The organism is Pseudoduganella sp. R-43 (genome assembly GCF_049913255.1).
Taxonomy (GTDB): domain Bacteria; phylum Pseudomonadota; class Gammaproteobacteria; order Burkholderiales; family Burkholderiaceae_D; genus Rugamonas.
On record NZ_CP183988.1, the window covers coordinates 5,898,420 to 5,920,716 of the forward strand.

Annotated in this window: 20 protein-coding genes; 6 read left to right on the forward strand and 14 right to left on the reverse strand. The window is 62.8% G+C overall.

Annotated elements, in window-relative coordinates; genetic code table 11:
- Positions 1-96: 96 nt before the first annotated feature.
- Together ACN9M3_RS26880 and ACN9M3_RS26885 are read left to right on the forward strand one after the other, a co-directional pair.
- Positions 97-1,404 (forward strand): FAD-dependent oxidoreductase, encoded by a 1,308-nt coding sequence (locus ACN9M3_RS26880; protein ID WP_426319168.1) that lies wholly within the window; start codon positions 97-99, stop codon positions 1,402-1,404.
- A gap of 112 nt (positions 1,405-1,516) precedes the next feature.
- Positions 1,517-3,646 carry an alpha-amylase family glycosyl hydrolase gene (locus ACN9M3_RS26885; RefSeq protein WP_426319169.1) on the forward strand — a complete coding sequence of 710 codons (2,130 nt, stop codon included), beginning with the start codon at positions 1,517-1,519 and terminating at the stop codon, positions 3,644-3,646.
- A 1-nt stretch (position 3,647) separates the two neighbouring features.
- On the opposite strand, the gene ACN9M3_RS26890 is transcribed toward ACN9M3_RS26885, so the two are convergent.
- The 12 genes from ACN9M3_RS26890 to nosZ form a co-directional block, all read right to left on the reverse strand.
- Positions 3,648-5,657: a hypothetical protein gene (locus ACN9M3_RS26890; RefSeq protein ID WP_426319170.1), complete on the reverse strand. Its 2,010-nt coding sequence runs from the start codon at positions 5,655-5,657 to the stop codon at positions 3,648-3,650.
- A 7-nt stretch (positions 5,658-5,664) separates the two neighbouring features.
- Positions 5,665-6,033, reverse strand: a complete 369-nt coding sequence (locus tag ACN9M3_RS26895; RefSeq protein ID WP_426319171.1) for a YbaN family protein — start codon at positions 6,031-6,033, stop codon at positions 5,665-5,667.
- Positions 6,034-6,040: 7 nt separating this feature from the next.
- On the reverse strand, positions 6,041-6,619 hold the full coding sequence (locus ACN9M3_RS26900; RefSeq protein WP_426319172.1) for an MEDS domain-containing protein: 579 nt from the start codon (positions 6,617-6,619) through the stop codon (positions 6,041-6,043).
- 66 nt (positions 6,620-6,685) lie between these two features.
- On the reverse strand, positions 6,686-6,997 hold the full coding sequence (locus ACN9M3_RS26905) for a cupin domain-containing protein (protein ID WP_426319173.1): 312 nt from the start codon (positions 6,995-6,997) through the stop codon (positions 6,686-6,688).
- Complete coding sequence (locus tag ACN9M3_RS26910; RefSeq protein WP_426319174.1) at positions 6,954-8,015, reverse strand: FAD:protein FMN transferase; 1,062 nt, start codon at positions 8,013-8,015, stop codon at positions 6,954-6,956. Before ACN9M3_RS26910 ends, ACN9M3_RS26905 begins: the two co-directional genes overlap by 44 nt.
- Positions 8,015-8,338, reverse strand: coding sequence for a c-type cytochrome (locus ACN9M3_RS26915; RefSeq protein ID WP_426164596.1), 324 nt, complete (start codon positions 8,336-8,338; stop codon positions 8,015-8,017). The genes ACN9M3_RS26910 and ACN9M3_RS26915 overlap by 1 nt, the downstream gene beginning before the upstream one ends.
- 34 nt (positions 8,339-8,372) lie before the next feature.
- On the reverse strand, positions 8,373-8,891 hold the full coding sequence (locus ACN9M3_RS26920) for a nitrous oxide reductase accessory protein NosL (RefSeq protein ID WP_426164598.1): 519 nt from the start codon (positions 8,889-8,891) through the stop codon (positions 8,373-8,375).
- On the reverse strand, positions 8,888-9,712 hold the full coding sequence (locus ACN9M3_RS26925) for an ABC transporter permease (RefSeq protein ID WP_426319175.1): 825 nt from the start codon (positions 9,710-9,712) through the stop codon (positions 8,888-8,890). Before ACN9M3_RS26925 ends, ACN9M3_RS26920 begins: the two co-directional genes overlap by 4 nt.
- A complete protein-coding gene (locus ACN9M3_RS26930; protein ID WP_426319176.1) occupies positions 9,696-10,616 on the reverse strand; it encodes an ABC transporter ATP-binding protein in 921 nt (306 codons plus the stop codon). The genes ACN9M3_RS26925 and ACN9M3_RS26930 overlap by 17 nt, the downstream gene beginning before the upstream one ends.
- On the reverse strand, positions 10,597-11,880 hold the full coding sequence (locus ACN9M3_RS26935; RefSeq protein ID WP_426319177.1) for a nitrous oxide reductase family maturation protein NosD: 1,284 nt from the start codon (positions 11,878-11,880) through the stop codon (positions 10,597-10,599). The genes ACN9M3_RS26930 and ACN9M3_RS26935 overlap by 20 nt, the downstream gene beginning before the upstream one ends.
- A 4-nt stretch (positions 11,881-11,884) precedes the next feature.
- Entirely contained in the window at positions 11,885-14,050 is a 2,166-nt protein-coding gene (locus tag ACN9M3_RS26940) for a 4Fe-4S binding protein (protein ID WP_426319178.1), read from the reverse strand.
- 21 nt (positions 14,051-14,071) lie between these two features.
- On the reverse strand, positions 14,072-16,000 hold the full coding sequence (nosZ, locus tag ACN9M3_RS26945; protein WP_426164608.1) for a TAT-dependent nitrous-oxide reductase: 1,929 nt from the start codon (positions 15,998-16,000) through the stop codon (positions 14,072-14,074).
- 106 nt (positions 16,001-16,106) lie between these two features.
- Between nosZ and ACN9M3_RS26950 the strand changes: the two genes are divergently transcribed.
- Entirely contained in the window at positions 16,107-18,257 is a 2,151-nt protein-coding gene (locus ACN9M3_RS26950) for a hypothetical protein (RefSeq protein ID WP_426319179.1), read from the forward strand.
- An 8-nt stretch (positions 18,258-18,265) separates the two neighbouring features.
- Here ACN9M3_RS26950 and ACN9M3_RS26955 read toward each other — a convergent pair whose 3' ends face one another.
- Entirely contained in the window at positions 18,266-18,913 is a 648-nt protein-coding gene (locus ACN9M3_RS26955) for a glutathione S-transferase family protein (RefSeq protein WP_426319180.1), read from the reverse strand.
- A 114-nt stretch (positions 18,914-19,027) separates the two neighbouring features.
- Here ACN9M3_RS26955 and ACN9M3_RS26960 point away from each other — a divergent pair, with 114 nt between their 5' ends.
- Positions 19,028-19,618 carry a TetR/AcrR family transcriptional regulator gene (locus ACN9M3_RS26960; RefSeq protein WP_426319181.1) on the forward strand — a complete coding sequence of 197 codons (591 nt, stop codon included), beginning with the start codon at positions 19,028-19,030 and terminating at the stop codon, positions 19,616-19,618.
- On the opposite strand, the gene ACN9M3_RS26965 is transcribed toward ACN9M3_RS26960, so the two are convergent.
- Positions 19,615-20,196, reverse strand: coding sequence for a DJ-1/PfpI family protein (locus ACN9M3_RS26965; protein WP_426319182.1), 582 nt, complete (start codon positions 20,194-20,196; stop codon positions 19,615-19,617). The genes ACN9M3_RS26960 and ACN9M3_RS26965 overlap by 4 nt on opposite strands.
- A 142-nt stretch (positions 20,197-20,338) precedes the next feature.
- On the opposite strand from ACN9M3_RS26965, the gene ACN9M3_RS26970 reads away from it, so the two are divergent.
- Positions 20,339-21,274, forward strand: a complete 936-nt coding sequence (locus tag ACN9M3_RS26970; protein WP_426319183.1) for a GlxA family transcriptional regulator — start codon at positions 20,339-20,341, stop codon at positions 21,272-21,274.
- Positions 21,275-21,357: 83 nt separating this feature from the next.
- Positions 21,358-22,284: an alpha/beta fold hydrolase gene (locus tag ACN9M3_RS26975; RefSeq protein ID WP_426319184.1), complete on the forward strand. Its 927-nt coding sequence runs from the start codon at positions 21,358-21,360 to the stop codon at positions 22,282-22,284.
- Positions 22,285-22,297: the final 13 nt, after the last annotated feature.

Here is a 22,297-nt window from a genome sequence, read left to right on the forward strand (position 1 = left end):
CCCTCCGCTAATCCATAACGTTGTCGATATAATTTGACAACACCATTGTCTCCACGACATTGGCCTGCACGTTCGATATGGAACAGGAGATCCATCATGGCAAAGGGACCAACCCTTCAACGCTATGACGCCATCGTTGTCGGCAGTGGCCCGGGCGGCGCCAGCGTCGCGCATACGCTTGCGCGGCATGGCCAGCGCGTATTGGTATTGGAACAGGGCAGCGGTGCGCCGCTAAAGGGCACGCTGGCGCAAATGGCGGGGATCGGCGCCATTCCAGGCAAGGGAGCGTTCTTCCACCGCGATGCATCGCTACTGGTGCGCGGACTGGCTACCGGCGGCAGCTCCACGCTGAATTTCGCCACGGCGGCGGCCCCGCCGCTGGAACGCTTTGCAGCGCTGGGCATTGACCTGGCTCCTTCGCTGGCGGAATGCCGCGCCGAACTGCCGATAGGCCAGTTGCCCGATGAATTGCTGGGCCCCATGGCGCAACGCATCATGCAGGCCGCGCTGGCCTCCGGTCTCCCTTGGCAGAAACTCGACAAAATGATCCGCCCCGCCATCTGCCGCAGCGGCTGCTGGCGATGCGTCTACGGCTGCCCCTATGGCGCCAAGTGGACTGCGCGTGACCTGCTGGACGAGGCGCGCCTGCGCGGCGCGCATATCCTGGACCATGCGCCGGTCCGGCGCGTGCTGCTCGATCGAGGCCGCGCCGTCGGCATCGAATACACGCGCGACGGGGCAGTCCTCACGGCCCATGCCAGCGTAGTCATCCTGGCTGGCGGCGGCATCGGCAGTCCGCGCCTGTTGCATGCCTCAGGACTGGCGCCGCGCAGCCTGCCCTTTATCAGCGATCCCGTCGTGGCGGTGATGGGCTTCGTCGACGACATCGACGGCGGCGCCGAAGTGCCGATGACCGCCGGCATGGCGTTGCCGGAAGAAGGCTTGTCACTTGCCGACCTGACCCTGCCCAAGCCGATGTACCAGGCCTTCGCGCTGCAGGTCGGCCGCATAGACCGATTGTTCGCGCACCGCCGCACGCTCAGCATCATGGTCAAGATCCGCGACCTTGCCGGTGGCGGCATCGGCCCGCACTGGGTCGACAAAACGCTGCAGGCCGCCGACCGCGAACGCTTCAAGCGCGGTACCGCGCTGGCACGGCGCATCCTGGCCCAGGCCGGTGCGCGCCATGTATTCCAGAGCTGGCATTTCGCCGCCCATCCCGGCAGTGCGCTGGCAGTTGGGAGCGGCAGCCCGGCCGCTGTCGACAACGATTTGCGTACCTCCACTGCGGGCCTTTACGTCTGCGACGCCTCCGTCCTGCCCGCCCCCTGGGGCTTGCCGCCCACCCTCACTCTGCTTGCACTCGGCAAGCGGCTGGGGCGCCGACTACAGGATTCTTTGTAGTCAAAATACTTCAATTTAATCGCGGATTTTGCTGCGTTTACGCCACATAGCAAGCGTGTGCGTAGTCAAACTACTCCATACTTTGTCAACCAAAACAAAGAAAGGAAGGACTATGGAGACTCAACGCAACAAAGTGTTCGCGGCAATCCTGGCCGCTTTCGCCCTCAACGGGCAGGCCGCCCCGGATACCGCAGTCGGCAACAAGCAAGGCTTCAACACGGACGTGATCTATCAGATCGTGACCGACCGCCTGGCGGACGGCAACAGCGCGAACAACCCCACCGGCACCGCCTTCAGCTCCGGCTGCACGCAGAAAAAGCTGTTCTGCGGCGGCGACTGGAAAGGCATCCAGAACAAGATCGAGGACGGCTACCTGACCGGCATGGGCATCACCGCCATCTGGATTTCGCAGCCGGTGGAAAACATCACGGCAGTGCTGAACTACTCCGGCACCAACAGCACCGCCTACCACGGCTACTGGGCGCGCGACTTCAAGCGCGCCAACCCGGCCTTCGGCACCATGACCGATTTCAGCAACATGATCAACGCGGCCCATGCCCGCAACATCAAGGTGATCATCGATTTCGCGCCCAACCATACATCGCCTGCCTCGGCCACCGATACAAGCTTCGGCGAGAACGGCAAGCTGTATGACAACGGCGCCCTGCTGGCCGGTTACGGTTCCGACCCGAACGGCTACTTCCACCACAATGGCGGCACCGATTTCTCCACGCTGGAGAGCGGCATCTACCGCAACCTCTTCGACCTGGCCGACCTGAACCATAACAGCGCCACCGTGGACGCCTACATGAAGGCTGCCATCAAGGTGTGGCTGGACCTGGGCATCGACGGCATTCGCATGGACGCGGTCAAGCACATGCCCTTCGGCTGGCAAAAGAGCCTGATGTCCTATATCCAAGGCTACAAGCCGGTGTTCACCTTCGGCGAGTGGTACCTGAGCGAAAACGAGGTCGATCCGGCCAACCACTACTTCGCCAACCGCAGCGGCATGAGCCTGCTGGACTTCCAGTTCGCTCAGAAGGTGCGCCAGGTCTTCAAGGACGGTTCGGCGAACATGACGTCGCTGAACCAGATGGTGAGCGATACCGCCGGCCAGTACTCGCACGTGGGCGACCAGGTCACCTTCATCGACAACCACGACATGCCGCGCTTCCAGGTGGCGGGCGCCAGCGGCCGCAAGCTGGAACAGGCGCTGGCCTTTACCTTGACCTCGCGCGGCGTGCCTGCCATCTACTACGGCACAGAGCAGTACATGCAAGGTACCGGCGATCCGGACAACCGTGCAATGATGACGTCTTTCGCCACCACCACGCCTGCGTACGGCCTGGTGGCCCGCCTGGCCCCTCTGCGCAAATCCAATCCCGCCATCGCCTACGGCACGACGCAGCAGCGCTGGGTCAACAACGACGTGCTGATCTATGAGCGCAATTTCGGCAATAACGTCGCCGTGGTTGCGATCAACCGCAACCTCTCCACAGCGACGTCGATCAGCGGCTTCATCGCCGGACTGCCGGCGGGCAGCTATACCGACGTGCTGAATGGCCTTGGCTTCAATGGCAACAACATCACCGTCGGGGCCAACGGTGCGGTCAGCAATTTCACGCTGGCAGCCGGCGCCATCGCTGTCTGGCAGTACACTGCCACGGTGGCTTCGCCAAAACTGGGCCACGTCGGTCCGAACATGTCGATGCCCGGCAAGACCATCACCGTCGACGGCCGCGGCTTCGGCGCCACCAAAGGCACGGTGAAGTTCGGCAGCACGGTGGTCAGCGGCGCCAACATCCTGTCGTGGGAAGACACGCAGATCAAGGTGCTGGTGCCGAGCGTGGCCGCGGGCATGAGCGGCGTGAGCGTGGTCACGGCTGGCGCGGTCACCAGCGATAGCTGGGATAACTTCGAAATCCTCAGCGGCCCGCAAGTGACGGTGCGCTTCGTGGTGGGCAACGCTACCACTTCGCCGGGGGAAAACGTCTACCTGACCGGGGATAAGTTCGAACTCGCCAACTGGAGCGCCACCGCGCCGCTTGGCCCGCTGTTCAACCAGGTGGTCTACAGCTATCCGAACTGGTACACCGATGTCAGCGTGCCGGCCGGCACAACGGTGAGCTACAAGTTCCTGAAGAAGAGCGCCAACCCCACCGTGTGGGAGGGCGGCAGCAACCATACCTTCACCACGCCGGCCAGCGGCACGGCGACGGTGAACGTCAACTGGCAGCCATGAATCAGGGCTTCAGCTTCATGATCGTGTGCTGAGTCGCCACGTATAGCGCGCCCTTCCTGTCTATGGCAAGGGCGCGCAGTTTGCCTGCGTCTTCCGGCAAGCCTTTCCCTTCGGTGCCAACTTCGCCGTCCGCCGATATCTTGCGCAGCATCCCATCATCGATCAGGTAGATGTTGTTGGCAGCATCAGCCGCCGCGTGCGTAATGTTGCGGAAGCGCGCCAGCAATCCTGTTCCATTTCCGCTGCCTTTCCGTTCGCGGCTGCCCGCCGCCAGCCATTGGTAGCCGTCGGCGCCGACGCGGGTGATGTAATGGCCGTGCAGCATGAAGACGTCGTCGCTGGGGGCCACCAGCACATCGCCGCAACCATCTCCTGCCCGCAGCTCGATCTTGCGCGCGACGCCGCGGGGGCGAATGCGCCACAGCACGTTATCGGCGCAATACCAGGCCTGGCCGCTGGCATCCGCCGCGATGCGGTGCTGGCCCAGGCCGGGCAACATGAAGGGTTCCGCATCCTGGGCGACATAAGCCCAGATGCGTTTCAGCGCAGGCATGAAACCGGTCTGCTCGGGCGTCATGCCAGGCGGCCCGCTAACCAGGGAGATCAGGCCTTCCGCACTCACTCCGGCCAGCCCGCCATTGGCGGTCACAAACACGCCGGTGCTGGGCCGTGCAACCATAGAGCCGTGCAAGTCCACCTGGGCTGCCGCATGGGATTCGCGCAACTTGCGGAAACTGCCCGCCTCCAGCAAGGTACGCACAATGCCCTCCTTGTCGATGCGGCGCAACTGGTCGCCGTCCAGCACATAAAGCCCGCCGTCGCGCCCTACTGCAAGCTGGGTAATATCGCCGAAACGCGCCTGCATTGCCGGGCCATCGCGGTTCAGCGAGGCAGCGTATTGCAGCGCAAATGGCTGCTGCTGGCCGCTGGCGTCCCAGCGCATGGCCGCCAGCCGCTCGGCCAGCAGCACGTTCAGGGCGCCCTCGCGATCGCGCACAACGCCTGACAATTCGCCGGTTACGTCGCCGGTGCCCAGCAAGGGCACAATCAGGCCGTTATGTTCGATGCGGTAGATGGTGCCGGTGGCAGGCGACGTCGCCAGCAGCCGGCCCTGGGAATCCGCAGCCAACTGCCCGGCCGGCACCGCGCGCGCCTTGTCGGCAGTCGGCATGCTCGGGGCTGAATAGCGACGCAGGCATTTGCCGCGCTGGCATTCGTCCAGCGCCCCCGCCACGACACCTGCATCGTGCTCGGCATCGGCCGGCCGCGCCTCTTTTGCTTCGCGTACCGCTTTCTCGGCAGCACCGCGCACCGCCGCGATCACGCTGGCGGAGACGCGCTCAGTGGCGTTCCCCTGCTGCGTCTGCGCCTGTCCCTGGTCGGTCGACGCCCCCGATTGCGTGCCGAGCGGCTGCCATTTTCCTTGCCCATCGATGCGCAAGGCGCCGGCTGCGTCGGACAACACGATCCCCCCGCTTGCGTCAAGCGCAATGCCTTGCGGCTGAAACGGCAACCCCTGGGCCATCGTGCTGACCACGCCGTCGGCGCCGATGCGCCGCAACGCGCTATTGCCGGCATCGGCCACCAGAAGGCCGCCCGCTGCATCGAGCGCCAGCCCGGCCGGATGGTCGAAGCGTGCTGCGATACCCTTGCCGTCATTGCGTCCGGCAGTACCGGCCTGGCCCGCGACCGTGCGCACCTCGCCGGCCGGCGAGATCGCCTTTACCGCATGGTTGCCGGCATCGGCCACATACAGCGTGCCATCGCTCGCCGCCGCCAGTCCTGCCGGGGCAATGAAGCGCCCCGGCAGGGTCGCCAGCCTGCCATCCGGCTTCAATGCCCGAACCGATGCGCCATCGGTGAAATAGATGGTGTCGTCGCTCCCCACCGCGATGCCACGCGGCGTCTCCAGCTTCTCGCTGCGCAAGGCACTGGGCGCTCCCGCAATCACTTCCCAGCGTGCGGCGAAGGCGGCATGGGACAGCAGCAACGCGGCTGCAGCGGCAATCAAACTTTTCTTATTCATCCAGCGGGCGGGAGGTGGGAAGGCGCAACAGGTAAATCGTCACGCCGCAGGCAACCAGGAACAGCATGACTTTCAACGAAAGGAAAGGCACCCTGTACATCGAGTAAAACATCGACGGCCACATCATCGCCATGGCCAGGACCTTGCCGCGCAACGGTATGCCGCGCCCGTCCTCGTAATCCCGCAGGTAGCGGCCAAAGCGGCCGTGGTTGCGCAGCCAGTTGTGCAATTTGTCCGAACTGCGCGCGAAACAGGCCGACGCCAGCAACAGGAAGGGCGTGGTGGGCAGCAGCGGCAGGAACACGCCCAGGACCGCGAGGACCATGAACAGGCAGCCGAAAGTGACCAGGACGATTTTCATCGCCCCATTATAGCGGCGGGCAGGCCCTCGTATGCGCGTTGTGCACTTCGCGGCAGATCGCCGGGTCGCCGGCATCGAAGCTGGCCTTTGGGTAGGCGCAGAACAGCGGGAACGATTCGCGCTGGCACAATTGCGTCCACATATGTTCCAGCCGCATAGTGGCCCGATACAGCCTTTCTTCCCACAGCAAGGCCACCATTTCGCCGAAGGCGCGCACCGTCGGGTGCTTTTCACGTGCCTTGGCGAGCAATTCCTCGACCATTTCAATGAAACGCGATTCGGCAGGCCAGCCGTCAAACATGAATCGCGCCAGGCAGGCGCGGGCATCGCGAACGATGTACTGGCCGCTCGAGGCAGCAGCGCTGACGCTGATGCCGTTGCGTTCCAGGCGCTGGGCCAGCGCTGCCCGGTGCTCCGGGGTGGCAATAATGACGATGGCGTCGTTGCTGCGGAATCCCTCCACGACAAAAGCCTCCAGCGTATCGAGGAACGATTCTTCGGTTTCGTACATTTGCACCACGTGGTCGCAATGCGAAATATGCTGCCAGAACTCCTCTATCGCTTCCTGCTGCTGCGTCGGTTGCATTCTCTTGGCTCCGAAAGTAAAGTGACCAAGAGTAGCAAATAAAAACGGTAAAAGATGCGCGCTTTGTCACGCGCCGCGGTCGTGCAGGTGCACCGCCAGCCATAAGGCGCCATCGGACACCTTCTTCACCGTGTGTGCGGTGCGCGCCGGCAGGAACAGGTAGTCGCCAGCCTTCAACGGCACCTTGCGCCCCGCCACTTCAAGCATGGCCTCTCCGGTCAGCAAGATCACCCATTCGTCCTGCTCCTGTACGCATTCCTGGGATTCGATTTTCGACGTGCTGACGATGCGCTCGATCACCAGCCCCTTGTGCGACAGCAGCGTATCAAAGCGCTCACCCGTTGCGGGCGGCAGTGCATCCTCGTACAGATTTCCCATTTCCGTTTCCCTGGTCAGTGCGTGCCATCATGGCAGGCGTAGCATACACCTCGCCCTGCGCGTCGATCAGCATGGCTTCCTTGAGATCGAGCCGTTGCGCCATGCCGCACCAGCCCTGCGGGCCGACAACGAACAGCGGCTTGGAGTTACCATCCGAACGCAAGCCGGCATCGGCCCCACCGGAGGTGATGATGGTCACCGATGCCACCAGGTCCACCGTCTGTCCGGTGCGTGCGTCGATGATGTGGGCATGGCGCTTGCCATCCTTCATGAAGTAGCGCTCATAGTCGCCGCTGGTACCGATCGCCTCATTGTCATGCAGGGCCACGCGCGCCACCATCTCCGGCCCGCGCGGATTGCGGATGCCGACCATCCATGGCCGCGAGCCAGGCTGGCCGAGTGCAATCGCGTTGCCGCCAACATTGACCAGCGCCGCTTTGACGTTGGCCCGGCGCAGGATTTGCGCCGCACGGTCCAACGCAAAGCCCTTGGCGTAGCCGCCCAGGTCCAGCATGACGGCGCGGTTGCTGCTGGTAATGCGGTTGCCGTCGAAATGCAGGTCCGCCATGCGCGGATTGGCCTTCACCAGCCTGTCGACTTCTTCTGCCGGCGGGCCGCCAGCCGTAATATCGTTCTTCTGGAAACCCCACAACCGGATCAGCCGCCCGATTGCGGGGTTGAACGTATCGCCGGAGCGCGCCGACAGTTCGGCCGCGGAGCGCAACAGCCCCACCATTTCCTCGTCTGCGTCGAAAGGCTCGCCGCGGGCGATAGCATCGTTCAGCGCCGTGAGCTGGCTCGGTTGCCAGGCGTGGTACTTGTGGTGCAGGCGGTCGAACTCGCGCAACACGGCCGCGCCCTGCTCGCGCGCCTCCGCTTCGGAAGGCCCGTAAATGCTGACCTCCACCTGCGTGCCGAACACATGCCCCTGCACATGGTGCACCTCATCCCTGGCCGTGCAGGCCGCCAGCAAGGGCAGCAGCACGGCGCAAGCCAACAGCCGCCGGCGCTGGATCATCAGCTCTTGGCCATGAAGTCGATGGCGGCCTTCACCTCGTCGTCTTTCAGGCCAGGATTGCCGCCTTTTGGAGGCATCATCTTGAAGCCGTTCAGGCCGTGGGTGTACAGCACTTCCTTGCCCTGCTTGACACGCGGGCCCCAGGCGGCCTTGTCGCCGACCTTAGGCGCGCCCAGCACACCGGCGGCGTGGCAGGAGGCGCAGTTGGCCGAATAAATCTTCTCGCCGTTGACGCCGGCGCCCTTGGCAGGTGCGGCGGCCATGACCGCAGGCGCCAGTACGGCGGCAGCGATAGCGACGGTCAGCTTGGTAAATGTTTTCATGCTTGTCTTCCTCTTGGTTGGTGGGTAAAAAACTTCAGCGCATTGAGTCATCACGCGCGTCGTGGGCCGGCTTGGTGCCCAGCTTGAGCACGTCCGGCTTGACCTGGCTGTAATCGAGCACGCGGCCGCCTTCGCGTGCTGCGAACGCTTGCGCATCCTCCTTGCTGGCAAAGGTGCCGATAGTCGGTCCCATGGCGCCCCGCGCGCGGCTGTCGATTACAAAGAATGCGTTGCGGGCTTCGATCCAGTGGCCGCGCGGCTTGTTCCAGTCGGCCTTGCCCATGTCCTGCACGTAGCTGGCGCCTAAGCCGCGCTGGCCATCTTCGCCGAACAGCACCTCAAACAGCTCGGACAGGCTGCAGAAATAGTCGATATGGCCGTCCTTGAACACGATTTGCGCCTTGGGGCCCGGATAGTCCTTGAGGCTCATGCCGTCCAGCGCGCAAGCTGCGTCGTCCGCCGGCTCGCCGGCCGCCAGCGAGCGGGCGGCATCGCCGCAGGCGGCCAGCATCAGGACCACCACCATGGCGGCGGCATTTCGCTTGAACTTCATTTGAACCTCCACGTTGCAATGGCGAAGGGAACTGCGATCCAGGCCAGCATCACGCCAGCCAGCAGGCCCGGACTGGTCATATGCTCCGGCATCACGGTGGCCAGGCCATACAGGCCCTGCACCTGCTCGGAGCTGAAGATGTTCAGCAGGCGGAACACGTCTGCGGGATTGAGCATCAGCAAGGCGCCGAACACGCTGCTGTCCAGGGCTCCCTGCGACAGCACCAGCACCCCCATCAGCACCATGTCGAACACCAGCACGAACAGGAACCACAGGCCGATGGCCACGCCGCTGGCGCGGATGCGGTTGTGCGCCAGCACCGACAGGCACAGCGACATGCTGAGGAATGCCAGTCCCAAAAGAATGGCGCTGCCGGCGAAGCCGAGGAAATGCATGGCGTCGCGCGCATCGAGCTGGTTGGAGAGCGCCAGCAACGCCACGCCGAAGCCCAGGGCTGTCGATGCAGCCAGCGCTGCCGCCAGGCCGGCAAATTTTCCGAGCAGGAGTTCAAAGCGCGTAATCGGCAGCGACAGCAGCAACTCCAGCGAACCGCGTTCACGCTCGCCGACGATCGCGTCGTAGCCAAGGAGCAGCGCAATCAGCGGCACCAGATAGGTGACAAGGCTGGACAGGCTGACAATGGTGACGTCGATGCCGCGGTATCCCACGCTGCCCTGCTGCGCCATGCCAAACCAGACAATGGCCAGCGCAAACACCGCAAACACCAGCGCCACCGCCAGCACCCAGCGGTTACGCAGGCGGTCACGGAACTCACGGGAGGCGATGGTGGCCGCCGCCGACCAGTCAAGCCGCGCGTGCATGACGGCCTCCCATCCCGAAGAACAGGTCTTCCAGCGACGGTTCGTGGATCGCCACGTCATCGATGGAGTCGCTGAGCGTAGAAATCAGCTGCAGCATCTGGATTTTCTGCCGTGGCGCGCAGGGAACGCGAATGCAATCGCGCTCCACGCGCACCTGGTGTCCACGCAGCGCGGCAATCACGCGGCTGGTGCCGCCGGCGCGCGCCACCAGCCGTATTTCTGCCGGCATGGCCGCTCCGGCGCGCAACTGCGCCAGCGTGCCTTGCGCCGCGATGCGGCCCCCGCTCAGGATCACCAGCTCGTCGACCCGCTCCTGGATTTCAGCCAGGATGTGCGAGGTAATGATGATGGTCGCGCCCTCCTCGCGCAGCTGGTGCAGGATACGGTAGAAATCGTGGATGCCGTCCGGATCGAGGCCATTGGTCGGTTCGTCGAGGAATACCAGTTCCGGCGCCCCGAGCAGCAGCTGGGCGAAGCCAAGACGCTGGCGCATGCCCTTGGAATATCCGCCGACGCGGCGGTCCGCCGCAGCAGACAGTCCGACCCTCTCCAGGACGTTGCCGCAGGCACTGCGCGCGACTTTTTTCAGGTCGGCGAACAGGTGCAGCAGTTCCATGCCGGTCAGGTTGTCGTAGGCAACGAAGCTCTCCGGCAGGTAGCCGATACGCCGCCGCACGTCGCGAAACGCGCCGTCACTTGTCCGCACGCCGCAGATGCGCACTTCGCCGCAACTCGGTTCCAGCAAGCCAAGCATCATCTTGAACAGGGTGCTTTTTCCGGCGCCGTTATGCCCGATCAGGCCCAGCATGCGGCCGCGTCCCACGGACAGGTCGACGCCGTCGACCGCCTGCAGCGCTCCATAGCGCTTGCCCACGGCGCGCAAGTCAATCAGCTTGTCGTCCATGCCATTTTCTCCAATCGGTGTTCCAGGGCTGCATGCGGGCGTGCTTGTCGATCACGCTCGGTGCGCGCAGCAAGGGGAATTGCCGCGACACGAAGCGCAGCGTTTGTACGGCGGGGCTGCTCAGCAGGAGCTTGAGCAGCGGGTATTGCCAGTGCAGGCGGTCGACCACGTCGTTGGCCTGGTACAGCACATCGCCGTTGCCGTCGTTATCCTGGTCCCAGCCGCTGTAATTGCTCCAGTAATTGCCCTTGTTGCGGCCCCATTCGACATCCTTGGAAGCGACGAACTTGACCTGCTCCGCATTGTTGATAAAGTCGTTTCCATCCACAGTGTTATTGCTCGAACCGGCCGTCAGGTGCACCCCGGTGCGGTTGCCGATCACCAGGTTGCCGCGCAGGATATTGAATTCGGCATCGTAGATAAAGAAGCCGCGCCCATTGCCGGCGACAACGTTGTTCTCGATGACGGAATCCTGGATCGTGCGCAGCATGATGCCGTGGTCTTCGTTGCCCCGGGCGACGTTGTTGCGCACTGTGAGGTTGCGCACTTCCATCAACGCCAGCCCGGCGCGGCTCTGGTACACGGTGTTGCCTTCCCAGGAGCTGTTGTGGGTGTTCATATAGTGCGTTCCGTAGCGCACGTGGTGCACGGTATTGCCACGAAATGTGGCGCGGCGCGAGTAGTCGACGTAAATGCCGTCGCGCACATAGCTGATCGTGTTGTTGATGACCTGCGTGTCGTCGGTGTTGTAGACCTGGATGCCGTTGCCGCGCATCTGCGACATCAGGTCGCGGCGGCCGGTCACCAGGTTGCCTTGCAGGACGGCGCCGCGAGACTGTTCGAGCCAGATGCCGAAAAGGTTGGTGACCAGGTCGCAGTTGGCGATCACGATGCGGTCCGAGCCTGGCATCACGTAAATGCCGGCATTCTGCGAACCTAGGTCGGTGCCGCTGTCGCGCACGATCAGGCCACGGATTGACACGTCAGCCGATTTGACGCGAATCACGTCGCCCTCGTAGCCAGCGGCGATAGTCGGCTTGCCCACGCCCTCCAGGCGCAACGGCTTGTCGATCAGGATGCGTTCCCTGTAAGTACCGGCCATGACCTGGATCGTGTCGCCGGGGTGTGCCTGGCCGACGGCAGCGGCGACCGATTCGCCGGCGCGGACCTGGAGCACGGCCGCGTGCGCGCCTGCCGAGGCGCAGGCCAGCATCGCGGTGATGGTCGCGGCCAGAGCGGCCGCGCAAACCCTGAGGACACTCATGGTTTTACCCTGCCTTCCTTTTCAGCTCACTGCGAACCGAATCCAGCGAAATAAAGTAGCCGCGTTCATCGATAGGCGTCAGCGGCTGGCCATTCTTCTCGCGTGTCTTGCGCTCCTTGGCCAACGGCGGGCAGGCATGGTCGTCGTAGTACATCACCATGCAGTCCAGGCAAAGCAGGCATTCCTTCTGGTCGATGCGGCCCTGCGCATCGATAGCGTGCGAACCGCAGCCCTTGGCGCAGGCGGTACAGGTCACGCACTCCTGCTTGCGCTTCAAGCCGAACAGGCGGAAGAAGCTTGGCACGGCCAGGCCGGCGCCCAGCGGGCAGATGTACTTGCAGTAAGGCCGTTCGCTCAGGATCGAAATGCCGAGGATGACCGCCACGAAGGCAGCAAACGGCCAGCCGCGATTCAGCACGCCCACCAGGAAGGTGGTTTTGAACGGCTCGATCTCGGCCAGGTGTTCGGCCAGCTCCATCGAGTAGAAGGACACGCCAACCAGCACCGCGAACACGCCGTACTTCACCCATTTCAGCTTGTCGTGCACGCGCTTCGGCAGCAGTCCCTGGAAACGGCCCAGCCCGATCAGCGTGCCAAGCTTGTACGCCAGATGCTGAAGCGAACCGAAAGGGCACAGCCAGCCGCAGAACAGCCCGCGCCCCCACAGCACCACGGTGGCCACCATGAACCACCAGAAGATAAAGATGAACGGGTCGGACAGGAACAGTTCCCACTTCCACTGATAGACCAGGGAATGGAACCAGGTCATCACCTGCGTGATCGACGGCTGCGCCTTCAGGTACAGGCCAAAGAATCCGACCGCGATTACCCACAGGATGGTGCGCGGAATGCTGATCAGCGGCTTGCTCTTGCGGCTGGAGGCGCGCACCAGCCGGTCGCGTTGCGAGTACAGGCCTGCAGTGGCAAGCAGCGCCAGCACGAACAGCGTAAGTTCGCCCTTGCGCGCCAGCCAGGCGGCCTTCCAGGCCGGCACCGGACGCTCGACTTTCGGGCGGCCACCTTCCAGGTAGCGTGCCGGCGTCCAGTATTCTTCGTCAAAGTGCACGAACACCTTGGTGTGCGTCTGCATGTCCAGCTTGTTTGCCAGCAGGCTCAGTTGCCATGGCCACGCTGGGTTGAAGTTTGCCGAGCGGACGATGAAGATGGCCGACTCCTTGTACTCTGGCGCATCGGCCGGCTCCAGATGGTACAGGTTCAGGTAATCGGTATCGCGGAAGGTGAAGCGGTCCGCATCCTGGCGCACCTGGATGCGGTCATAGATGCCGCCGCGCACAAAGCCGGAACCCTTGAACGATTCCAGGCCCGTGCCGATGACGAAAATCGCATGCTCGTCTTCCTTCAGGTCCTGCATCAGGCGCGCATAATTGCGCTCGCCGAGCAGGCTGATGCCGACGGTCGGCACGTTCAGGTAGCCGAAATGCAGGTCCATGTAGGGCTTGCCGCCGGAGGGCAAGCCGACATCCGCGCTTTCCACCCGCAGGTGCTGGACCGCGCCCTCCTTGACGAGCGCGGCCCAGTCCAGACGTTCGCGCAGCGGCGTGAAATGGGCGCGCGGTTTGACCATCCCCTTGAAGATGCCCACCTGCTTGCCAATTTCGTACGCGCTTTGCGCAATGGTCTGGTTCTCGGCTATGGCAGTAACGGTGGCCCCGCTGATCGCATCAAGATCACCACCATCACGTCCAAGGCCGAGTTCCAGCTTGGCGTCGCCGGGCTTGCCGAAGTACTGCTTGACGAACTTGGTCAGCACAGTTTCGGGAATGCCCGCCAACAAAATCGGTTCGGAGTGCTTCAGGATACGCACCCCGGTAATCAAACCTTTGGTATCCATGCCGATCAGGGTGACGACCGGCTTGCCAGAGTAAGCCGGAATGTCCACCACATCGGTGGACAGGAACACATAGCCCACCATCTTCTGCTTGCCCTGCTCCAGCGCGTAGCCTTCGACGTAGGCCGGGGCGCCTTTGCGCTTGGAAAACACCGTTGCGGCAGGCAGCACGTCGCTGCATGGCGCTTCGGCACACAAATCGGGACCACCCATCAACCCCGCGGACAGCACGGTGTCGTACATCGAAGTGGCCAAGGCGGGCGCTGCGCACAACGTCGCAAGCAGCGCTGCCCAAAGCAGGGAAATCAGTCGATACAGCATGGATAAACCGCCCTCGCGGGCTTAAGCCTCCACCAGGAAGCGGCTGCGCATTTCAAGATGCAGCGCGTGGCAGAAGTGCGTGCAATACATCCAGAACGCACCGGCATGGTCAGCCTTGAAGGTGACCGACTTGGTCTCCTGCGGGTTGACGATGAAGTTGATGTTGTAGGTCGGCAGCGCGCAACCGTGGGTCAGGTCTTCCACCTTGTCATGGTTGGTCAGCGTGATCGTCACCTCGTCGCCCTTCTTCACCTTGATGACCGGCATGCTGAAGGCTGGCGCCTGGGACATCAGGCGCACATGCACCTTGTTGCCATTGCGCGTAATGCCCGCGTTATCCGCCGTCACCTTGTTCGGGAAGTCGTCCATGTTGTAGATCTGGCGCGTCTTCACGATATCGCGGCGCACGATGATCGCGTCATGCGGTTCCGGATAAGCGGTATGGTCGGAAATGATCACCATCTTGTCGCCGGTGATGTCGATCAACTGCTCCGTTTCGCTGTGCAGCGGGCCGACCGGCAGGAAGCGGTCTTTCGAGAACTTGTTACCGGAGTTGAAGTACTTGCCGTCCGCTTCCTTGGTTTCACCCATCGAAGCGTAGCCGTGGCCCGGCTGGTAGTGCACGTCCACGCGGTCCACCACCGGCTTGACGCTCTTGTCGCCCTTGAACTGCGCGATAGCGGCAGCCACGTTCCACTTGACGATCTGGCTGTCCAGGAACAGGGTGGTGAAGGCGTTGCCCTTGCCGTCGAAGGCGGTATGCAACGGGCCCAGGCCGATTTCCGGCTCCGCCACGACTGCATCGCGTTCGGTTTTCAGTTCACCATCGAACCACTTGGCGACCAGCGCCACCTCGATCACGGTCGCAGTCGGCGACAGCTTGCCGGAGCAGACCATGTACTTGCCGTCCGGCGAAGCGTTGACGCCGTGCGGGTTTTTGCCGACCGGGACATAGCAGGTCACCGCAGTCTTCGGATCGGCATTGGCAGCCTTGCGGCCGTCAACCACAGGCACTTTCGACGAGCCGATGGTGGTGAACTTGCCGGCCTTGACCAGCGCCTCCACACGCGCCACGTCGAAGAACACGCAGGCGTCGCGTTCGGCGGCCATCATGCCCGCCTGGTCAGGTGCGTTCTCGGTGTTGTACTGGTTGGAGCAGGCGAAGCGGCCGTCGTAGGACGTCGCGGTCAGGTCCATATTGCCGTCCACGCGCACCTGCCAGCGCACCTCCATGGATTCCGCATCCACGCAGGTGAACAGCGAACCCCACTTCGATGGATCATCCAGGTCGCGGCCATCGTTCGGGAACGGAATCGCGAATTCCGCGCCGCAGAACACGCGGGTGGTGTGGTTGATCGACTTGTCGACCGGGTCGCACTTGTCCGGGAAGATACCGTGGAAGCCTTGTACGTTAGGCAGTTCGGTGATCTTGTCGCATTCCATGGTGTCCATGCGGATGCGGGCCAGGCGCGAGTGGATCTTGTCGTTCACCCACAGGAAACGGCCATCGTAGGTGCCGTCCTTGTAGCTGCCGTGCACGTGGTGGGTATCACCGGTGGTGTATTTCAGGCTGCCGTCAGGCTTGGTGCCGATAATGGCCTTGGACTCGTTGGTGATACCCCAGCCAACCATAGGATCGATATTGAAAACAGGGATGCGGCGCAGCGTGCGCCCGGACGGAACGCCCATGATGCGCGCCTCGCCGGAATGCCCGCCGCTGGAGAACAGGTAATAGTCATCCAGCTGGCCAGGTTCCACATGCGCCTTGCTGGCGCCATGCGACTTGCCCGCTGCTGCTGCAGATGCTGTAGCAGAACCGGGCGCCCCCGCACCGTTCTCCTTGCAACCTGCCAGCACGCCAGCGCCGGCCAGGCCTAACGCAGCACTCTTACCCAGGAATCGACGACGGCTGTTCGTTTGCACGTCGTTTACCTCATTGTCGCTACCCATGTTTCAATACTCCTACTCTGTGTTATTCCAGTGCAGGACTGTACGGAGTTTGCGAATTAATTAAATTGATTCAGGTCAAGCGCTTTCAATTTGAGAGGATCTGCCCATGAAATCATTCCTGTCTTTTCTCGCAGCTTCGCTGCTTGCAGGCGCCGCAGCCGCGGCACCGCTACCCTCACTGCAAGTCAGCGACACGTCCGCGCAGGCGCAAGCCGGCGTGCCTGTCACCGTCGGCCACGTCTTCGCAAAGGGAGATGTGAAAGTGGGCGACTATTTCGCTGCAGCGTACAAGGGGGTCTCAATACCCGTGCAGGCCGACGTCAAGGCCAGGCACGCAGATGGCTCGGTACGCCACGCATTGATCAGCACCGTGCTGCCGCAACTCGCTGGCGGAGAAACCGCCAGCGTGCAGCTCTCGACGGTGCCATGGACGGGCCCTGGCGGTGGTGCGCGCCCCGATGCCCTGCTGGCCAGCGGATTCAGCGCCTTGGTCCGGTTGAATATCGGCGGCGTGACCTACAGTGCGGATGCTGCACAGCTATTGGCCAGCAAGCCCTATACAAGCTGGTTGTCCGGCCCCCTGGTCAATGAATGGCAGGTAGCCGGACCGGTGACGGCAAACGGCGTCGCCCACCCGCATCTGGCGGTGCGCTTTGCGATCCGACACTATCCCCTGGCGGGCGCCGGCCAGTTCGGCGCAACGCGCGTCGACGTTACCGTCGAAAACAACTGGGCCTACGAACCCGATCCGAAGAATGTCACGTACGATGCAGAAATCCTGGTCAACAACCAGGCGGTGTACCAGAAGGCCGCGCTGACGCATTACCACCACGCCCGCTGGCGCAAGCTGTTCTGGGCCGGCGCCGAGCCGAAAGTGCATGTGAAGCACGACATCGCCTACCTGCTAGGCACGCGCGCCCTGCCCAATTACGACCGCACGGTGATGCCGTCGCAAACGGCGCTGGCGAAAATGAAGACCGACTGGGAGGCGGCCGACAGCGGCCCGATGGCAATGCCCTTGGTGAACAAATACATGCCATCGACCGGCGGCCGCCCTGATATCGGCTTGCAGCACGCCTGGGCCGCACTGTATATCCTCAGCATGGATGCGCGGGCCAGGCAGGTGACAAACGGGCTGGGCGACCTGGCCGGCAGTTGGCCGGTGCATTACCGCGACAGGAACACGGACCAGGTGGTGTCCATCGTCGACTATCCCTACGTACGCGACCAGCGGATCGGCTCCGACAGCTACAACCCGGTTACAAAGAAACATGAGGACATGCCGCGCTGCACCTCGACCGAGGCCGGCGCCTGCGCCACGCCCTACACGCCGGACACGGCGCACCAGCCCTCGTTTGCCTACTTGCCCTACCTGCTGACCGGCGACACTTACTATCTCGACGAGCTGCATTTCTGGGCAAACTGGAACCTGGTCACCATGAATCCGTATTACCGCTCACTGTCCAAGGGCCTGGTGAAGGGCAACCAGGTGCGCGGCCAGGCCTGGTCGCTGCGCACCCTCGGCCATGCGGCCTACATCACGCCCGACGCGCACCCGATGAAGCCCTACTTCAACCAGGTACTGCAACACAACCTGGACTTCTACAATACGACCTTCGCCGGCGGTGCGACCAACCAGCTTGGCTTCATCGACAATACCGCCACCAGTTATGCCGTGGCCTACGGCGGTCCCACAGGCCCGAACACCGGCGTGGCACCGTGGATGGACGACTTCTTCACATCGGCGGTCGGGCACCTGCACGAAATGGGATTTGCCGGTGCCGAGCCGATCCTGACGTGGAAGGCGCGCTTCCCGATCGGCCGCATGATGGCCGGCGGCTATTGCTGGGTCGACGGCGCCGTCTATGCGCTCATGGTTCGGCCAAGCGCCACCTCGGCATATTTCAGCAGTTTCGCCGAAGCCTACCAGGCCACCATGCGCAACAACGACGGTTCACCAATGGTCAACAGCACGGGTGCACGCTACCTGGACCAGCCCTGCGGCAGCCAGGCGCAGGCCGACTGGCGCATCCAGGCAGACAAGGACGCCAAGGTGTGGCGTACGCCATGGCTGGCCGGCGAGATGACCGGCTACTCGGCTTCGTCCGAAGGCTACCCGTCGAATTTGCAGCCGGCGCTGGCGATGGCCGCCGCCACCGGCATTCCCAATGCACGGGAGGCGTGGAACCGCTTCGCCAGCCGCAGCGTCAAACCGAATTACAGCGAGCGGCCGCAGTTCGCCATCGTGCCGCGTTGAGCGGAAGCTCAAGCCGCTTCCTGGGCCCGGGTGTACAGCGCCACCTGGGCCGCCATCGCCTTCTCGTAGGCGGGGCGCGCCATGCAACGCGCCTGGTAGGCGGCAACCGCCGGGAATTCGTCCAGCAGGCCACTCGAATCCAGCAGACGCAATACGGTCGACATCATGATGTCGGCAACGCTGAACGTACCGGCCAGGTATTCGCAACCGGACAGCCATGCCTCCAGGTCGCCGAGGCGGCGCTTCGCCATCGCTTCCAACCCGGGCCGGCGCGCCTCGACCCACGATTCTCCCGCATGGAAGACGTCCAGTTCTGCGTACGCGCCAAAATACGGCTCGACCGAATTGAGCGCGGCATACAGCCACATTTCGGCCAGTTGCCGCTCGCGGGCGCCGGAAGGCATCAATCCCAGCTTGTCGCCCAGGTGGCGCAGGATCGCCCCGGACTCGAAGATAGACTGTTCACCATCCAGCAGCACCGGCACCTGGCCGAAAGGTTGCTGCTGGCGGTAGGTTGAAGACTTTTGCTCGTCGGGCCCGATGGTCTGCACGGAATACGGCTGGCCTGCCTCTTCCATAACCCAGCGCACGCGCAAGTCGCGCACGTTACCCACAGCGAAATCGGGAACGGAACGCAAAGTAACCAGGGTGTACATGTTGATCTCCTTTGGGGTGGGGTTTGAACATGTGGCCAGATTACGGAGATACATAATATGTTCAAGAACATAATTTGATTCGGACGCATAATGCGAACCGAGGAGGAGAAACACATGCCTTACACCGCTGAGCACAAGGAACGCACCCGCAGCAAGATTGTCGAATCGGCCCGCAAGCTGTTCAACCGGCACGGCTTCGAGCAGGTATCGATCGAGACCATCATGTCCGGAGCGGGCCTGACACGCGGAGGTTTCTACAACCACTTTGACAGCAAGGATGAACTGTACGCGGCAGCTGTGGCCAGCTTCGCCACCTGCAATCCCTTCCGCAAGGACGTCGCCAGGTCGCCCGCTGCCGGCCAGCTCGACATGGCGCGGCGCCTGATCAACCTCTACCTGAGCGACGAGGTACTGGAAGATATTGAAAACCACTGTCCCCTGTACGCCCTGCCGGGCGACGTGGCGCGCGCCGGGCTGTTGCCGCAGCGTGCCTACACAGACCTGATCCGCAACCTGACACGCATTTACGAACACGCGCTGAAGGATGCCAGCGACGGAGCACAGCGCGCGCAGGCGATTGTTGCGCTTTGCGTCGGCGGCATGGTGCTGGCCCGTACCACCGACGATGCCTCGCTGCGCGCAACCCTGCGCGCGTCGGCACGCCAGCAAGCCCTGGCACTGCTGTATCCAGCTCGCGTAGATTAAGGCTTGATTTCCGTCCCAAGCAATTTCAGGAACTGCGCCATCCACTGCGGATGCGCAGGCCACGCCGGCGCCGTGACGAAATTGCCGTCGGTGACCGCCTGGTCCATCTCGACCGAAACATATTCACCGCCGGCCGAACGCACTTCCGGCGCACACGCTGGATAAGCCGAGATGCGCTTGCCCTTGATGACGTCTGCCGCAGTCAGGATCTGCGCACCGTGGCAGATCGCGGCAATTGGCTTGCCCGCCCTGGCGAATTCCTGCACTGTTTCCAGCACCCGTGGATTGAGGCGCAAGTATTCCGGCGCGCGCCCGCCTGCAATCACCAGCGCATCGTATGCCGACACACGGGCCTCATCAAAGCTCGCATTCAGCGCGAACTGGTGGCCAGGTTTTTCTGTATAAGTCTGGTCGCCTTCGAAATCGTGGATCGCGGTCTTGATCTTCTCTCCCGACTTCTTGCCGGGGCAGACCGCATGCACGGTATGCCCAACCATCTGCAGCGCCTGGAACGGCACCATGGTTTCATAGTCTTCCGCAAAATCGCCCGTCAAAAACAGGATCTTCTTGATTGCCATTCCGATCTCCCAGTTAAAAACTTGCATGACGAAATACGCTCACGAAGTGCAGCGCGACTGACGAGGATAACATTGCTGGCCAACATCCGCCGCTCGTGGCGCGTATGATGGGAATACCTCCTTTCATGCCACAGGCGCTATTGTGTTGAAAATCGGCTTCCTGCTGCCGCCTGGTTTCCAGATCATGGGCCTGGCGGCGTCCTCCGCCTTCGAACTTGCCAACACCACAGCGCGCGAGCGCCTGTACGACATTGGTTTCTTCTCGGCGCTCGGCGGCCCTGTCGTCAACTCCTTTGGCGTGACCGTGGAAACGCTGCCGCTTGCCAGGCGCCGGCTGGACACCCTGATCGTTTGCGGCCTCGTCGCCCCCGCCCCAACCGACACGCAAACGCTTGAGCGCCTGCGCTCCGCCTCCCGGATAGCCCGCCGTACCGCATCCGTCTGCACCGGCACCTTCCTGCTTGGCGAAGCGGGACTGATCGACGGCCGGCACGTGACAACGCATTGGCTGTTCGCCCGTGCACTGCAGCAGCAATTTCCCGCCGCGAAAGTCGACGCGGACCGCATCTTCATCAACGATGGCCCGATCTGGACTTCCGCCGGCATGAGCACCGGCATCGACCTTGCGCTCGGCCTGATCGAAGCTGATTACGGCGCCGAACTCTCGGCATCCGTGGCGAAAAAACTCGTGGTCCACCATCGCCGCGCCGGTGGTCAATCCCAGCATTCGGTACTGTTGGACCTGGGCGCCAAGTCCGACCGCATCCAGCACGTGCTCGAATATGCGCGCAACAACCTCGAATCCGGGCTATCGGTACCTGAGTTGGCCGGCGTCGCCCACCTTAGCCCACGCCAATTCAGCCGCGCCTTCACGACTGAAACCGGCCAGTCCCCAGCCAAGGCGGTCGAGCAGCTACGGCTGGAAGCTGCGCGCCTGATGATCGAGCAAAGCCGCCACACCATCGAGGAAATCGCCGCAAAAACCGGCTTCATTGATACGGAACGCATGCGGCGGGCCTTCCTGCGCGTCTTCGGCCAGCCGCCGCAAACATTGCGCCGCATCGCACGCATGTCCTAAAAGGAGGGAAATACGACATTTACGTCATAAGCAGCGGAACCTATATTGGAGACATCTCGAACTCTCCACCAAGGATCACCAATATGTCCGCGCTCAAGAAATCAATCGCCGCAGCCGCAGCCGCGAGTACCCTGGCATTGACCGGTGCCGCCGCACAGGAAATCGGCTACGTAAAGATCAGCTCCGATATCACCTTGCGCCGCATGGTCGTCAAGAATCCCGCCGCCAAGGGCACTGTCCTGTTCCTGCACGGCTTCCCGGAAACGATGTTGACCTGGCGCGAGCTCGCGCAGGATCTCGGCCGCGACTATGAGGTCCACGCCTTCGACTGGCCGGGCTACGGTCATTCTTCCCGCCCCTCCGCCGACAAGTTCGGCTATGCGCCGCGCGACTATGCCCAGGTCGTAAAGTCCTATATCGACAAGGCAGGTATCGACAAATCGAAGCTCGTCATCTACGCCACCGACGTCGGCGCCCTGCCTCCGTTGCTGCTCGCGCTGGAGCAACCGGAAATCGCGAAGAAAATCATCGTCGGCGACTTTGCACCGTTCGACCGGCCGGAATACATGTCCGACCGCTTGCGCAGCCTGAAAGCGCCGCAAACCGCCGAAGCAACCCGCAACGCGATCAACCAGAACCGCGACGACATCGTCGAAAACGCCTTCCGTCGCGGCCTGGAAGCCAATGAGCAATTCAACCTGGCCGAGGACTTCAAGCAAGACATGCTGGCCGGCTGGACGCAAGGCAGCATGAGCACCGGCGACGCCTTCTACCATTACTACTTGCGCTTCACCCGCGACCAGCAATATTTCGAAGCCAACCTGGGACGCCTGAAGACGCCGCTCCAGGTGGTATGGGGCGAGAAAGACATCTACATCGACAAGAAGATGGGCGAGGAATTCGCCGCCAAATCAGGCAAGCCCTTCACCGTCCTGCCCAGACTTGGGCACTACCCCCACCTGCAAGCGCCACAACAAGCCGGGCGCGAAATCCGCGCAGCGTTTGATTGAGCGTCAAACTTGA